The 16531-nt window shown below is 27.8% G+C and carries 12 protein-coding genes; all 12 read right to left on the bottom strand.

The window, feature by feature from the left end; genetic code table 11:
* Nucleotides 1-181: 181 nt before the first annotated feature.
* The 12 genes from NG918_RS02150 to NG918_RS02100 all read right to left on the bottom strand — a co-directional run bounded on the left by NG918_RS02150 (nucleotide 182) and on the right by NG918_RS02100 (nucleotide 16081).
* Nucleotides 182-2188, bottom strand: a complete 2007-nt coding sequence (locus NG918_RS02150; RefSeq protein ID WP_252212334.1) for a methyl-accepting chemotaxis protein — start codon at nucleotides 2186-2188, stop codon at nucleotides 182-184.
* Nucleotides 2185-2307, bottom strand: coding sequence for a hypothetical protein (locus NG918_RS16940; RefSeq protein ID WP_286673929.1), 123 nt, complete (start codon nucleotides 2305-2307; stop codon nucleotides 2185-2187). The genes NG918_RS02150 and NG918_RS16940 overlap by 4 nt, the downstream gene beginning before the upstream one ends.
* 140 nt (nucleotides 2308-2447) lie before the next feature.
* Nucleotides 2448-4424 (bottom strand): YgiQ family radical SAM protein, encoded by a 1977-nt coding sequence (locus tag NG918_RS02145; protein WP_252212335.1) that lies wholly within the window; start codon nucleotides 4422-4424, stop codon nucleotides 2448-2450.
* Nucleotides 4425-4534: 110 nt separating this feature from the next.
* Entirely contained in the window at nucleotides 4535-4771 is a 237-nt protein-coding gene (locus tag NG918_RS02140) for a hypothetical protein (RefSeq protein WP_252212336.1), read from the bottom strand.
* 425 nt (nucleotides 4772-5196) lie between these two features.
* Nucleotides 5197-6066, bottom strand: coding sequence for a DegV family protein (locus NG918_RS02135; RefSeq protein ID WP_252224277.1), 870 nt, complete (start codon nucleotides 6064-6066; stop codon nucleotides 5197-5199).
* 588 nt (nucleotides 6067-6654) lie between these two features.
* Nucleotides 6655-7596 (bottom strand): 4-hydroxyphenylacetate decarboxylase activase, encoded by a 942-nt coding sequence (gene hpdA, locus NG918_RS02130; RefSeq protein ID WP_252224275.1) that lies wholly within the window; start codon nucleotides 7594-7596, stop codon nucleotides 6655-6657.
* A 40-nt stretch (nucleotides 7597-7636) separates the two neighbouring features.
* On the bottom strand, nucleotides 7637-8905 hold the full coding sequence (locus NG918_RS02125) for an MFS transporter (RefSeq protein ID WP_252224274.1): 1269 nt from the start codon (nucleotides 8903-8905) through the stop codon (nucleotides 7637-7639).
* A 93-nt stretch (nucleotides 8906-8998) separates the two neighbouring features.
* Nucleotides 8999-9283 (bottom strand): 4-hydroxyphenylacetate decarboxylase small subunit, encoded by a 285-nt coding sequence (gene hpdC, locus NG918_RS02120; RefSeq protein ID WP_252212340.1) that lies wholly within the window; start codon nucleotides 9281-9283, stop codon nucleotides 8999-9001.
* Between the two features lie 6 nt (nucleotides 9284-9289).
* Nucleotides 9290-12007 (bottom strand): 4-hydroxyphenylacetate decarboxylase large subunit, encoded by a 2718-nt coding sequence (gene hpdB, locus NG918_RS02115; RefSeq protein WP_252224273.1) that lies wholly within the window; start codon nucleotides 12005-12007, stop codon nucleotides 9290-9292.
* A 350-nt stretch (nucleotides 12008-12357) separates the two neighbouring features.
* Nucleotides 12358-13266 (bottom strand): response regulator, encoded by a 909-nt coding sequence (locus NG918_RS02110; protein ID WP_252224272.1) that lies wholly within the window; start codon nucleotides 13264-13266, stop codon nucleotides 12358-12360.
* Between the two features lie 27 nt (nucleotides 13267-13293).
* Complete coding sequence (locus NG918_RS02105; protein ID WP_252224271.1) at nucleotides 13294-15339, bottom strand: ATP-binding protein; 2046 nt, start codon at nucleotides 15337-15339, stop codon at nucleotides 13294-13296.
* Nucleotides 15329-16081 (bottom strand): LuxR family transcriptional regulator, encoded by a 753-nt coding sequence (locus NG918_RS02100; protein ID WP_252224268.1) that lies wholly within the window; start codon nucleotides 16079-16081, stop codon nucleotides 15329-15331. Before NG918_RS02100 ends, NG918_RS02105 begins: the two co-directional genes overlap by 11 nt.
* Between the last annotated feature and the right edge of the window lie 450 nt (nucleotides 16082-16531).

The following is a 16531-nucleotide window of genomic DNA, read 5'->3' as shown; positions in this document are numbered from 1 at the left end:
TTAACTATTAATGTTTTAATTCATTGTTATACAAATTTATTTTCTTAATATACCATTTAAAATTATATCTAAAACTTCATTTATTCCATCATTTAATTTAAAGTTATATTTCTTTAAGGTACTATGAAATAGCCACCTAAAATAATTTATTTAATCATTTTGGGTGGCTATTCATATTATCTTATATTATAAATTTGTTTACTTCTTCATTTAATTCTTCTATTAATTGAGCTAATTTTTCTGAAACAGTACTGATATCTTTACTTGAAACATTAAACTCTTGAGCAGTTGCATCAACTTCTTCTGTACTTGCAGCTAGTTCCTCTGAAATTGCAGTTACAGATTCTATAACTTCTAAAATTATATCTTTTTTCTTATTATTGTTATTAGAAATATTAGATACTTCTTGTATTTTAGGTGTGATTTCATTTAGTAAATCTGTAATATTATTAAATGAATTTATAGTATTATTAATGCTTATTTTTTGATTATCAACTTCTGAATTTATATCAGTACTTGATTGTATCATATTATTACATTCTTCAAGAACATTAACAATTATATTTCCAATTTGATTTACAGATTCCTTACTTTGTTCTGCAAGCTTTCTTATTTCATCCGCTACTACACTAAATCCTTTTCCAACTTCGCCTGCACGAGCTGCTTCAATTGCTGCATTTAATGCTAAAAGATTAGTTTGTTCTGCTATTTCATTTATAGTAGATGTTATACCTTTAATTGATGCTATTTTCTTATTCATAACTACTATATCATCATTAAACTTACTAAAACTCCCATCAAAGTTAGTTAAAGAATTATTTAAGTCATTTATAGTGTTATTGCTTTCTACAAGTTTTGATTCTATATTAGAAGAAATTTCAGCTACTTTATCTATATTGCTGTTCATATAATCAATGTTTTCTCCAAAATTCCTCATTTCATTATTAATTTTCATGATTTCACTTGTTTGACTTGTATTAGCTTTTGCTGATTCATGCATTGATATTGTTATATTTTCTGATCCAGAGGATATTTGCATTGATGTGTTTTCTAATACATCAGATTGTTCATTTAATATTATTAAATCATTCTTCACACCTTTAAGTATTCCCCTAATTGATTCTTTAGTTTTCTTTAATGATCTATTAATTTCACCAATCTCATCATTTTTTACTAATTCTTTTTCATCTAATTCTTTATTAAATACTCCATTTTCTAAAACTTCTATATCATCTTTTAATCTTTTCAGTCTCTTTCCAAGAGCTTGACCAATTATATATATTATAATTACAAGTACTAAAATTCCTACTAAAGTTACTCCGATGAATAAGCTTATTATAATAGACTCTTCTCTATCAACATCAGTAGCATTTACCTCTAAAGCTATGGACCATCCTGGTGTTCCTGGAATACTTGCGTAAGCTATATATTTTTTTTCATCTTCCATGTATTTTTCTACGTTACTTTCACCATTAACCATCTTTTCATGAATTAAAGCAATTTCTTTTAATGTAGGATTGTTTTTTTCTTCACTCATCATATTTTTACCATTAATAACATCTTCTGTTGTTTCAGATGCTATTATAGTGCCTGTACCATCTAATATATAAGACATTCCTGTCATTCTTAAATACTTTAAATTATTTATGTCTCTTGATAAAAACGCACTGTCAAACGTACATGTCATAACCCCAACTATATCTTGTCCATTTTTTAATGGTGTTGCAACAAATACTATTTGTTCATTGGTTCCATCTATAATCGTTGGAGAACTTATATATATTTCATTATTAAGAGCTTTTTTAAAATATTCTACTTCTGAAATATCTTCTTTATAATTATCAGTTGATTCTAGTTTACCATCTAATCCTGCTATTCCTATAGAACGTATGTTTAAATTCATTTGATAATTACTTAACAACTCTCTTTTTTCATCAATTGTAAAATCCATATTAGATACAATACCATCACAGGCAATAGTTTTTACCACATTAATTTTTCCAGTTATTTTGTCTTGTACTATAGTTGTAGCATCATTTATCATCTTTTTCATACAAGAGAGCTTTACTTCAGATAAAGTCTTTTGAACTACAAAGAATGTCCCTAAAAATGCTATGCCAAATACCAGTACAAATCCCAATGATAGTTTTTTAATTAAATTTGCTTTTATACTCTTGTTACTCTTCATGATTTACCACCTTTAATTAAATTTTTAATTTGCATTATTTGATTCATTAAAGCATTTGTATAAAAATTATCTAATAAAAATAGTATTATTAATATATTTATAACTAACGTTTTAAACATGTAAGCGGTTTCCTATATAATTACATAATACCATTATATTTCAATTATTACAAATTTAACTTACGAATATATTATATTAATTCATCGACAATATATTCGTAAGTTTTATAAAATATAAGCTATCTAATATTTGTCTATATCTATTTTCTCTTATTTCTAGTAGTGCTTCGTTTACCTAGCTTAACAGTCTGTTTTTTAGATTGTCTTTCATTCTTTTCTTTTTTTAATTTACTTGATTTATCACCATAACTTTTACTTTTGTTTCCCACTCTATTTCCATTACGAGTTTTATCTTCTTGGAATTTTTTAGTTTGTCTTTTATCTCTTATTAAACATTTACTACCATTTCCTATAAGATCTTCTCTTCCAGCCTCAACTAAAGCTTCATATACTAATGTATAATACTTTGGATTTTTATATTGAAGTAACGCCCTTTGCATAGCTTTGTCATGTTTAGTTTTAGGAACATAAACTTCCTTCATAATTAATGGATCTAAACCAGTATAATACATAGTTGTAGATAACGTTCCTGGCGTTGGATAAAAGTCTTGAACTTGCTCTGGTTGATAATTTATATCTCTTAAATATTCTGCTAACTCAATTGCATTTTTAAGTGTACTTCCTGGATGACTTGACATTAAATATGGTACTATAAATTGTTTTTTACCTAATTTTTTATTTATTGAATAAAATTTTTCTGTAAATTTATCATATGTCTTTCCTGATGGTTTTCCCATATATCTTAAAGTATCTTTTGAAACATGCTCTGGTGCAACTTTTAACTTGCCGCTAACATGATATTCAACCAATTCTTTAAAAAATGTATCGTCTTTGTCTGCCATTATGTAATCATATCTAAGGCCTGATCTTACAAAAGCTTTCTTTACTTTTGGAACTTTTCTAATAGCTCTAAGTAAATCTAAATATTCACTATGATCTACTTCCATATTTTTACAAGGACTTGGATATAAACATTCTTTAGCTTTACATGCACCTAAGGTTAGCTGTTTACTACAAGCTGGCTTTCTAAAATTAGCTGTTGGTCCCCCAACATCATGTATGTATCCTTTAAAATCAGGTAATTTAGTTATTTCTTCAACTTCATTTAATATTGATTCTTTACTTCTACTTTGAACTATTCTTCCTTGATGAAATGTTATTGCACAGAAATTGCAATTTCCAAAACATCCTCTAGAACTTACTGTACTAAATTTCACTTCTTCAATTGCTGAAATACCACCCATTCCTTCATAAATCGGATGATAATTTTTCATATAAGGAAGATCATAGACGCTATCTAATTCTTCCCTATTTAATGGCATTTCAGGTATATTTTGAACTAAATACTTATTGGCATGCTTTTGTACAATTATTTTTCCTCTTACAGGATCCTGCTCTAGATATTGTACTCTGCTTGCATCTGCATATTTAAGTTTATCATTACAAACTTCTTTATATGATGGAATTTCTATATAATCATTTAAATTATTTATTTGTTCGACAACATAACATGTTCCTTGGATATCATGAATGTCTTTAGCTAGTATTCCTAAGCTTAATTTTTCTGCAACTTTGACCATTTGCTTTTCACTCATTCCATAAACAAGTAAGTCTGCACCACTGTCAATAAGCATTGATTTTCTTACCTTATCACTCCAATAATCATAATGAGCAAAACGTCTTAAACTTGCTTCTATACCACCTATAACTATGTTAACGCCTTTATACGCTTCTCTTATTTTATTACAATAAACTATTGTAGCTCTATCTGGTCTTAATCCCATTTCACCGCCTGGAGAATAAAAATCCTTATCTCTAAGCTTTTTACTAACAGTGTAATGATTAACCATAGAATCCATATTACCACCATTAACCAAAAATGCATATTTAGGTTTCCCTAATTTCTTAAAGTCGTCAATTTCCTTCCATTTGGGTTGTGCTATTATGCCAACTTTATATCCTGCTTTTTCTAATACTCTTGAAATAATAGCAGTTCCAAAGCTATGATGATCTATATAAGCATCAGCTGTAACAATTATAAAATCTAATTGCTTCCAGCCTCTCTCTTCCATATCTTTTTTATTTATGGGTAAAAATTTCTTTTCATTTGTTGTCATCTTTTCACCTACTTAAATTAATATAATTCTACAATCACCATATTAGTTTATAGTTTAAAGCTTATATAGTCAAGATTTACAGGCTACAGTATTATTAATTATTTTTATTCTTAAATTTCAGTTTTTGATTTATTAATTAATATAACACCATAAGCAATAATAGTGATTGTTATTATCAATGCTAATAAAATAGGTACTGTCTTTATATATTCCCATGCATTAGTATAACAGCTTCCAAACGCCATACTTTCAAACAATTGAATAAATTTTAAACAATATAATTCTAATGATAATAAAATTCCTCCAAAAATAATTGCAATACTTCCAATAAATGATTTTTGGTTCACAAATCTCTCCCCTTTTTATATAATTTCTCATAATTATTTATAACAAGATCTCCAAGACGACTTTATAGTCGTCGATTTTTTAGACATGCATCCTTTCCAAGCGCAGTGCAGCAATAATGGTGCGGTATATGATTATTTTTTATTCTTTAGGGGTACTCCTCATACCTTTAAAGCACAGTATTTTAGAAGTTGTCCACAGATTTAATATTTTTATAATTTCCTGAAGAATAAAAAATACAATTAAAGTGTAAAATCCCCTTACTTTAATTGTATCTTATTTTTCACTATATTTTGATATATGTAATAAGCAAAATAGTGTTTTAACGGAACTATACTTGTTTTTAGTATCCTTAAGTTCAATTAATCCATATAAGCTTTACTTATGCATATATTAACATTCTACAAACCATAGACTGTATTTTAAGCTATCTATTTTCTCCCATAAAGAACACTGCAACTGTTCCAGGGCCTGAATGTGTTCCAATAATAGGTCCTATAGTATTAATCATAATAGATTCTATTCCAAATCTTTCTGTAATTTTATTTGCTACAATTTCTGCTTCTTTCTCTGCATCACCATGACTTACAAATATAATATTATTTTCTGATTTATATGTGCCCATTAGTTTTTCCATATTATCAAGAAGCTTGCATAATGACTGTTTACGACCTCTTGTTTTAGCGATAGGTATAAGTTTTCCTTCATTGTCTACGTGAATGATTGGTTTTACTCCTATTACAGTCCCAAGAATAGCAGTAGTCTTTGATACACGTCCACCTCTATATAAATGATTCAAATCATCTACTGTAAAGTATTGACAAACATTAAGCTTGTTTTCTTCAAGCCAAGTAGATATTTCTTCTATGCTTTTGCCATTTTTCTTTAATTCTACTGCTTTGTAAACTAAAAGTCCTTCACCTGATGAAACACTTAATGAATCTATAACTATAACTTTATTATCAGGATATGATTCTTCTAATTCAATAGATGCAATTCTTGTACTATTATAACTTCCACTAAGTCCTGAAGAAAAAGAAATATGTAGTACATCATATCCTTCTTTTAAATATTTTTCAAATTGCATTTTTGCTTGTTCTGGATTCACTTGAGCTGTTGTTGGCATTGATCCTGAACGCATTTTATCATAAAAATCTTTTATATCTAAAATTTCATCTCCTACGTATTCCTTGCCGTCCATTTGAAATGACATTGTTAGTAATCCTATGTTATTTTTATCCAAATATTCTTTTGGTAAATCTGCTGTTGTATCTGTTGTTATAATAAACTTTTTCATAAAACCTACATCCTTACTATTATTTAATTTCATACTGCATATTATAAAATAAATTTTTATCTATAAAGATATTCATTAAATCTTACACTTTATAATAAAACTCTAATTATGTAAATTATATCATAACCTTATTAAACTATGTATTATAAAATAATAATTTTGTGTGGAAAATCCACTGTTTTATATTTATACTTTTACTTTCATACACTTTTGTAAAAAAATATCTATATCATTAATCTTTATCATTTTTTTAACAATTATACTTTAAAATAAAATAAAATTGTTAAGGCAGCTAAGAAACCATTGATATTTTACATTTCTAACTTAATAATCGCATAAATTCTATACTGCTCTTTTTATTCTTTAGGAGTATTCAAATTATATCTTTAAAATACAGTATTATAAAAGTTATCCTCATATTGTCCAACAATATAATTTCCTAAAGAATAAAAAAATACAATTAAAGGAGTTTACAATTAATCTCCTTTAATTGTATGCTTACTTAATAATATTATACTACAAGTACTATTGTTAAAATATACTAATAAAATTTAATTTTTAAACTAAACTCTGTTTTAGTATGATTATTTAAAAACTTGTTTCACTTCCAACATAACAGGCTATTTTTCTATCTAAATATATGTCTTGAAGCTCATCTAATTTATCTTCACTAGTTGGTTCATCATTACTATAGCTATATTTTTTCCCAAGTTGAGTCCATTTCGAATCTCCCATTCTATGAAATGGTAGTAAATTTATTTCATAAATTCCTAAGCCATTCATAAAATCAGCTGTTGCTATTGCATTTTCTACAGTATCATTAAAATCACGAATAACTGGCATTCTAATAACTAATCTACCTTGCCAATTAGAATTTATTAGTTCTTTTATATTTTTAAGAATTAAATCATTATATACCCCTGTTTTTTCTTTATGTTTTTTGCTATCCATATGCTTAACATCTATAAACGCAAAATCTACATATTTCATTCCTTCTAAAAATATATCTGTATCTACAAATGCTGTAGTTTCAATTGCAGTATTAATATACATTTCTTTGCACTTCTTTAACGTGTCTATTAAAAACTCATTTTGATAAAAAGGTTCCCCCCCGCTAAATGTAACGCCTCCATTTGAGCCCCAAAATTGCCTATCTCTATTTAAAATTTTTAACAAAGAATCTACGGTGTAATACTTTCCACAAATTCTTAATGCTTCATTATAACATACTTTAGCGCATTCAAAGCTAGTACAATTTTCACATACCCTCCAATCAATATTTAATGAATTATCATCTTTAAAAGATATTGCTTTTTTTTCACAAGCTTTTTCACATCTCTTACATCCTTGGTCATACTTGCACTTTCCTTCGGCAAACATTATTTTTTCTTTTTTGGTCCAACTTTCTGGATTTGCACACCATTCGCATTTTAAAAAACAACCACTAAAAAAGCAACTAGTTCTACATCCTGGACCATCATGTACAGAATAACTTTGAATATCAAAAATTAATCCCTTATCTTTATGCATAAATGTTCCCCTCCTTATAACAATATTTTTAATTAATAATTTACTTATTGTTCTTAACTGAAAGTGGTAACATAATTGCAACAATTGTTGAAAAAACAAATGCACAAGCTGCAAATATTATTGAATTAAAATAGCTTCCTGATAAATCATATAAATATGCACCCATGAAACTACCAACTGCTGGACCTATAGCCATTACTATTAATGTTGCAAGTCCCCATATTTTACCCAATGTTTTATTACCATATATAGAACCTGCGTATCCTGCTACACCACCTGGTTCTATTGCCCAATATATAGCAAAAAGAATACAAGATATTATTCCAAATACAATAGATTTTTTAGTCATAAGTAAAAATGCACAAGCCAATAATCCAATTATAGGTGCAAATATTAACATAACTTTTCTAGCTTTAGCTTCGTTATTATTGTATTTTCCAACCATTTTATCAGCTATTCTTCCCATAATAGGCATAGTAAATATTCCTGCTATTCCTATTATTATATAAAGATTAGTTGCGGTACTTAGTGACATTTTTACATCAACATTCCAAAATTTAACCACTTGAGTCCAAATTAAAAACTCTCCAAGCATACTGCCTAAAAAAGTTAAAATAGCTCCCCAAATTGGGAATATACTAAAAGCTTCTTTTACTGTCCAAATCTTTCCTGAATCTTTATTACCATTTGACTTAATAGAATCTATTCCAAAAGGTTCAAGTTCATAGTCCTCTGGATTTTTCTTTGCTACAGCTGCTGCAATTATAAGTGCAATAAGAACTACTATTGCTAATCCTCTCATTGCAGTTCTCCAGTCTGTAAAATTAAGTACTTGTTTAACAAGAAGACTCAATACTACTTGAGCTACTGGAGCTCCCATAAATGCAATTCCCCACATACTAGCATAAGATTTTCCTACATACCATTTTCGTACAGAAACAGTTGATGAAACCCAAAGCATACCTGTTCCAATTCCAGCAAAAATAGCGTATGGAATTAAATAACCTAAATAACTTTGAGCATAACTTGTTATAAAAAAGCCTAGGCAAGCACATACTGATCCTATTGCATATGCAGGCTTTGTTCCCCACTTATCAATTATCATTCCACTAAAATAAGCAGTAATTGCATAAACTGTCATCATTAAAGAATATCCCAAAGTAAGCTGCGAAGATTGCCAGCCTAAATTTTGTGACATTGGTACTTGCAATACAGAGAAAGTTGATCTGAAACCAAATAAGCAAAAAACGGCTAGCCATGAGGCTAGTACAACCATATGACCTAAATGATTAGCATTTTTTTGTTCCATACTTTTACTCCTTTTTTAAAGTAATAAGAGAGTATGTTAAGTTTTAGCACACTCTCTTTAATTTTCAAATCATATTTGATTATCTTTCAGTTATTATTTTTTATCATCTAATTTATTATTTTTATACCCTTCACAAGTAGCGGCACTTAAATCTCCAAATGTCCAAGCTTCGATCTTTAACCCTGTACAAGTTCCCATATTATCTTTATCAGGATTCTTAAAATTAGCACAATTTCTGCACTTGTGAGCTTCATTAAAATTATTGCAAATAGGTGTATCTATAAATATCATTTGATTAGATATTCTGCAAATTCCTTTTGCTGCATCTATTGATGAAAAATTTAAGCAATCATTGTGTTTCATATTTTCATTAGCCATTTTTTATTACACCCCTTCATATTCAGTTCTTGAAATAACTTCATCTTGTATTGGCTTACCAATTTCACACCAGTATTGTGTAAATCCAGCAACACGAACCATTAAATCTCTATAATTTTCTGGTTTAACTTGAGCTTCCTTTAATACCTTTGAATCTACAACATTATATTGAATGTGATATCCACCTTTTCTCATATAAGAGCGTGTTAAATCTAATAGCTTCTTAGATCCTTCTACTCCTTTAATTGCACTTGGATGAATCTTCAAATTCATTTGTGAGTTTTGAGATCTGCTATGATCCCAAACTGTAGCAGATGTAAATAATGCATACGGTCCATTCTTATCTGTTCCTGGATAAGCTGACATAGATCCATCTGCATAAGTTGTACCAGCCAAACGTCCATCTGTAGTTGCAAGGGTTGCTGCCCCTTGTGCTCCATGAGTTGAAACAGAAATTTGACAAGCATACATCTTCTTGCCATATAATGATTCATAATTATGGCATACATCACAGAACCAATCTTCATAATTCTTTAATATATCATCAACGTATGGATCATCATTTCCATATTTAGGTGCTAATAAACACTCTCCATAAATATCGTCATATTTAGAACTAATATCAGCTTTTTCTTGGTCTGCTAATGAATAGCTTCCTATTTCCTCTGCAGTTTTAAATCCAAAGTTATTAAGCATTGCTTCTTTCATTTCGTCAAGGGTATATTTTTTGTCATCATATACAAGCTTCTTTAATGACGCTAAACTATTTATGGTATTAATAGTTCCACAACTTTCTATATTGTAAGTTGCATTAAATCTATATCCTAAGTTCCCAATGTGTTTACCTGTATCTAAACAATTTGGTTTTAATAATGAATTCACAATTGACATATTTTTTTTGCGCCAAACATCATGTTGAATATTATTAGTCTTAGCAAGTACATCACAAGTCACTTCATAATACTCTTTAAATTGGTCAACTAATTCTTCAAATGTTTCTAGTTTTTTATTATGCGCAGGGTACACTTGTGAATTAGTTCTGTAATCCTTTCCATTGGTCAGTACAAGTTCTAACACCTTTGGATTAGCAATAAAGTGTACTCCAACAGAAGTAGGCTGTCCTGCTCCGCCTGGAATATCATATTTTTCTCCGTTTAGAGTAAGTTCTTTCCAAGTACAAGGAGAAGTCTCAAGACATCCGCCTATTGCAACTGACCTTGCCTCTTCAATGGTCATTCCTTCATCACCATATTGATTCATCATAAATTCTATTGCACCACGATTATTCATCCAAGCTGGATAACCTGAACCTGTTTTGTCACATTCAATACATTTTAGTAAGAATTCTTCTGGTAACTTTTCATCATAAAAACATGATAATGTAGGTTGAGGTGTTGAACATGTAATACCTGCTTCTACTATTAAATATTCCAATCTATTCGCTGCTGAACTTCCATCTTTTTTAAGCCCACCAATAGTTAAATTGTTAAATGTATTTCCTGAAAGAACGCCTCCAACAACACCTGTTGAAGCAAAGCAATCAATACATGTAAATTTAACTCTATGAAGCTCTAAAAGTTCTAATACTTCTTTTTCTGTTATTCTTCCATTTTCTATATCTTGTTTAAACCAAGGATATAATACTTGTCCTACTCTTCCTGGTGATAATCCAGAAATAGCATCTTCATTGATTACTGCTATGTGAATAATATAAGTCAATTGAAGAGCTTCTCTAAATGTACGTGGTTGTTTATGAGAAATCCAGCCTAAACATTCAGCAATTTCAAGATATTCTTCTTTTTGAGCCTCATTTTTTTCAATTGCAGCTAAATCTCTAGCATGCTTTTCATAGTTTAATATCCAATTTTGAATACCTTCTAAAGTTATTTTAACAGCTTCATAAAAATATAAACGGTCCATACCTACAAGTCCGTCTCCATCGGCATTTCCAGCAACTTTTTTCTTGCATTCAGTAGCCATATCAATTAATCCATCAAAACCATATTGTAATGGGTAATAGTAATTTACAACTTCTCTTCCTTGAGGTAATGTAAAACCTGAATCAAACATACAAATTAAAGATTTCATGATATTTTCTTTTATTTCATAATCTGGTACCATTTGTTCATATTTATGTCCCAAATCATCTACAGATCTATCAACCCATTCTTTGGCAAGCTTAACTAATACAGGTATTTCTTCTTGTCTCATTCCAAATTTACCTGCTATAGAAACTACTTTACCAAAACTTTTAGTAACATTTCCTCCACCAGTACCAAATTTACTTAACTCTCCAGCACTAGCACTGCCTCTATTTAAAGCTTCCTTGTATAATTCGTCTTCTTTAGCTACAAAAAAGCCTTCTGAAAGCCAAGGCATTGGGAATGATCCTCTATAATAATTAGTTTTTTGCATAACTAATTTTTCACCAGGTATAATATTAGGTGTTAAATGAGAATAAGCGCATTTAAGAGATTCAGCTCTTCTCACTATATCTACTTCACCTTCTAATTCATTCCATCTTCTGTTATACCAATATGGGAATTCAGTATTTGCAGTAGATAAAGTGTCATAATAAATTTCTCTTAATCTTTTAGCTCTAGGAGTTGGCTCTTTTTGTACTTCACGTGTTGTCATTTCTTCTGGAGCATCTCCACCAAATTGAAAATTAATTGGTAACCCTTTTTCAGCTAAAATATCAGCTAACTTTACTTTTTTATTCATATCATAATACTCCTCCCTTTTTATATGCATAATAATTACTTTTTATCTTGAAATCATCATCCATAATATTCCTAATAATTCAAGAATATAACAGGTGCTATTCCATGATACAAATTTCTATTTAGATGAAATCAAAACTTCACCTACAACTTAGAAATTTATTTTTTATTTGCCTTTATATTTAAATTCTATGTCCTCAATATCATTCTTATAATTAAACCAAAGTTGTAATAAATACCTACAAAAAATAAAACAATATACAACTTAAGTTGTATATTGTTTTATTTTTCCAAAAAGCAAGCTACTCAAACTAGAAATTATACTCTTAGTTTAAGCAGCCACTTTCACCATTAATTATAGTTTATACTTTCAATAAATTTTTCATCTTCTAATACTTGTTTTATAGCCTCAATAACTTCTGTATTCAAGTCTCCTTTTTCACATTCATTACTTAATTTAAGTATACTAGCCTCATTATCTTTCAATTCATCTAATAACTCAATAAATCTATTTACTGTAATCAATATCTTTAGGTTTTGTGACATTTCACTAGAAGTTAAACCATCTGGGAATCCCTTACCATTCATTTTTTCATGATGATTTCTTATCATTACTTTTAACCACTTGGACATATTCAAATCTGAAATAATATTTTCTCCCATTTCCACATGTTCCAACAATGTATTAGAAAAAATTTTACCTATATCATGTAAATATGCACCTAGTATTAATTGTTTCATTTCTTCGTCATTTAAAAATAATATCTTACCAACTTTTTCACAGTAGTTTTTTACATTTTTACAGTGTAAATATAACTTTTTATCTTTTAATCTTATAATATTTAATAAGCATATAGCCACCTTATCTATTTGTTCCATATTATCAAATACTCTTTTAGATTTTACAGCCCAATCAATTCTATTTTTTAATTCTTGATAAACAATAGGCTTTGATAAAAACACATCTGCCCCAACATTAAATCCTCGCATTCTATCTTCAACCTCATTTAATACTGTTAACATTATAATAGGAATATTTTGAGTTTCTTGAGTTTCTTTTAATTTTTTACATGTTTCAAATCCATTCATTCCTGGTAACATAACATCCAAAAGAATTACATCCGGTTTAACATTTCTAGCTAATTTAAAACCCTCAAATCCATCAAATGCTAAGTATACACAATAGCCCCATGTATATAGTAAATCCTTAATTATTTCGCAATTTTGCTTGTTGTCATCTATAATCAATACTTTATCCATGATTTTCCACTCCATGTTATTGATATTTTAATTTATACTAGGAACTATAGTATCACTATTATCTTCTCTTTGAACTGGTATAGTAACTATAACCTTTGTTCCAATATTTATATTGCTTATCAAAAATATTTCACCTCCATGCATCTCAACTAATTTTTTAGTTAAAGGTAACCCAAGTCCAGTACCTTCATATTTTCTTTCGTAAGAATTATCCACTTGTTCAAACTCATTAAATATCCTCTTTTGATCTTCTTTTTTTATTCCAATACCATTATCTTCAACAATTAATTTAATATAAGCTAAATTTTTAGTAACCTCTATTTGTACTTTTCCACCCTCTTGTGTAAATTTAATTGAATTAGAAAGTAAATTATATAATATTTGTCTTAACTTATTGGCATCAATTTTAATAATAAAATCACTAGGATTTATATTTATATCAATATAAATATTTTTTCGATAAGCTAAACTTTTTACAACTGAAAAGCTCTCAATTATAATGTCTGCAATAGAATATCTTCCTAAAGTGAGTTTCATTTTTCCTGATTCTATCTTAGATATGTCTAAAACATTATTAATTAATTGTAATAAATGATTTCCACTATTTAAAATATTAGTTATATGTTTGAGTTGTTTTGAATTTAATTTTCCGAATATTTCTTCCTTTAAAATTTCAGAACAAGTAATAATTGCACTTAATGGAGTCCTTAATTCATGGCTCATATTAGCTAAAAATAATGATTTAACTTTATCTGCTTTTTTCAAACTTTTTATAGCTTCTCTTAAGTCTTCTGTACGTAACTTAACTTTTTCTTCTAAGCTTTCATTTAATAAAAATAGCTGTCTAGATAATTTTTCTTGTTCTATTTGTTCATATTTTATATTTTTCAAATAAATTTCACGTTCATTTTCTGCATATTTTAAATCATCTGCCATTTTCTTAAATGCCTTAAGTAAAATTATTGTTTCATCTTTATTATCTTCTAAAAATTTTTTATCTATAACAACTTCATTATCGCCTTTTGATATTTGATTTGCCAATTCTGTTGCCTTAATAATTGGTGCAGTTAATTTTCTGGAAACATATTTACAAATAAATAACATTATTACTAAGAAAAAAGCACAAACAAAAATAATTATATTTCTTTGCATATGCATAATAATAGAAAACTTGTCTTCTGGAATGCCAACTCCTAATACAGCTACACATTCTCCATCGCAATTTAATATAGGTTTATCTAAAAATATATGAATTTCTCCATCAATGTTCTGTTTTCCAAAATAAGTTTTTTCTAAGCTATTTAACTCCTTTATTGAAGTAGGATTTAAACTTCCAATATAATTTTCTTTTTTGGGACTTCTAATATTAGATGCTATTCTAATTTCATCAATAGAAATTGCTAAATATGAATTTTTAACATTTTCTGAATATATTTTTGGAAAATAATCATTATTGTTTATTATTGAACCTAAGACTAAGAACCCTAGAAGTTGATCCTCTTTTTTATCATATACTGGAGAAATAGTAATAGATACTAAACTTTTATTTAAATACTCCTTTTCCTCTGTATTGTCTAGCTTTACTTTAAATTCATTATATTCTTTAGAATCATAGTAAAATAAATCATCTAAATTAAATATTTCTTCTGAGATAACAGTTTTATGACATTCTTTAGCCTTGTCCAATAATACATTTAATCTATCTAAATTAGTTCCTTTTATTGATGGATGATTTAATAACAACCTCTTATCATCACTAAATACAAAATATAAATCTATATACTCATATACCTCTCTTAACTCATAAATATCTGCATCTAGTACATTTTTATTTTCTTCTTTTAGTTTACTTTTAAAATCAGAGGAATTAGTTGTTTTTATTGAAATTTTCTCCATTTCATCTAATTGATTTAACATTTGATTTTTTGCAATTATAAAAGCATTTTCTAAATATCCTTGAGCAGATTTATCTATTTGATTATTTAAAATAACATTTGATAATATCAATATTAAAATCATGGGTACAATTACAACTATAGATACAAATACAATACATTTCTTTCTAATAGACATTTGAAGCCTCATAATATTTTATACTATTACTTTTACAAAATATAACTACCTCTAATCTATCTTTCATTTTTAATTTTCTTAATATATTAGTAACATGTGTTTTAACTGTCTTTTCACTTATATTTAACTTCATACAAATTTCTTTATTAGTCATTCCTAAGTTCATTAATTTAACAACTTCCACTTCTCTAAGTGTCAACTTATTTTCTAAAAAAAATAGATCTTCATTAAATTTTTCATTTTCATCTTTTTTTAATTGATTTACTTCTTTATCATTATCTATTAAATTAAATACATTCTCTAACAAAGTTATGATATCGTTTAACTTGCTTTCAGCTACTATTTGTATACCTTTAATAATATTCTCATTTAAACTTTCTTTATCTTCTTCTAAGTAAACTCCTCCCCCTAAACATATGGCTACTAAATCATCACCATAAAATATAGGACATGCGAAATACGTTATCTTCATATAACAAGTATATTTTATAACTTGACCATTTTTCATAACATAATCTATTATCTTTTGTTTTTCTTGCTTACACCTTTCACTATTGTTTTTTATAATATAATTACAAAACAAAGAAGAATTAGACCATACAGTTAACGCCTTTCCTTCTAATGATATTATTCCTAAACTTATATTAAATAAATCTGCATATAAATCTTGAAAGGATTGAATTTTTCTTTTGCCTTTTATTTTAATCCATTTTTCCCCTTTTGAATTTTCACATGTATTCATTTATATACTCACCTCAAATGTATTAATATACTTTAAATTCAATAGGTAGGTTAGTTATTTAAATAGTACCATATTTTGTAAATAGTATCAAAATTTATAATTTAACATCTTAACAATTTATAAAAAATTCTACATTTTAAAAGAATGATGACATAATAGTCTAAACAGTGTCATTAGCTATATATATAAATTTAAGGTAAAAAGGCTATGTTTTAAATGCGTGTTGATATATGCAATAGGTAAAGTGGCATTGTAATTGGACTTTGAGAATTGTTAAGTGAGAATCTAAATTTTATATTTAGCTTTTCGAACTTACTCAGCGAAGAGAAGTGGAAGTTTGATAATCATATTTACTGCTTGTCACAATTTTATATTGTGAGACAGCTAAAATGGGACTATACTCATTTTAGCATTCCTAAGTTCAATTACTCAGTCCACTTTGCTTATGTA

The sequence above is a fragment of the Clostridium sp. ZBS2 genome, from assembly GCF_023845855.1.
Lineage (GTDB): Bacteria > Bacillota > Clostridia > Clostridiales > Clostridiaceae > Clostridium > Clostridium aquiflavi.
The sequence above is the reverse complement of the archived record's forward strand: the minus strand, read 5'-3'. Positions and strand labels throughout refer to the sequence as shown.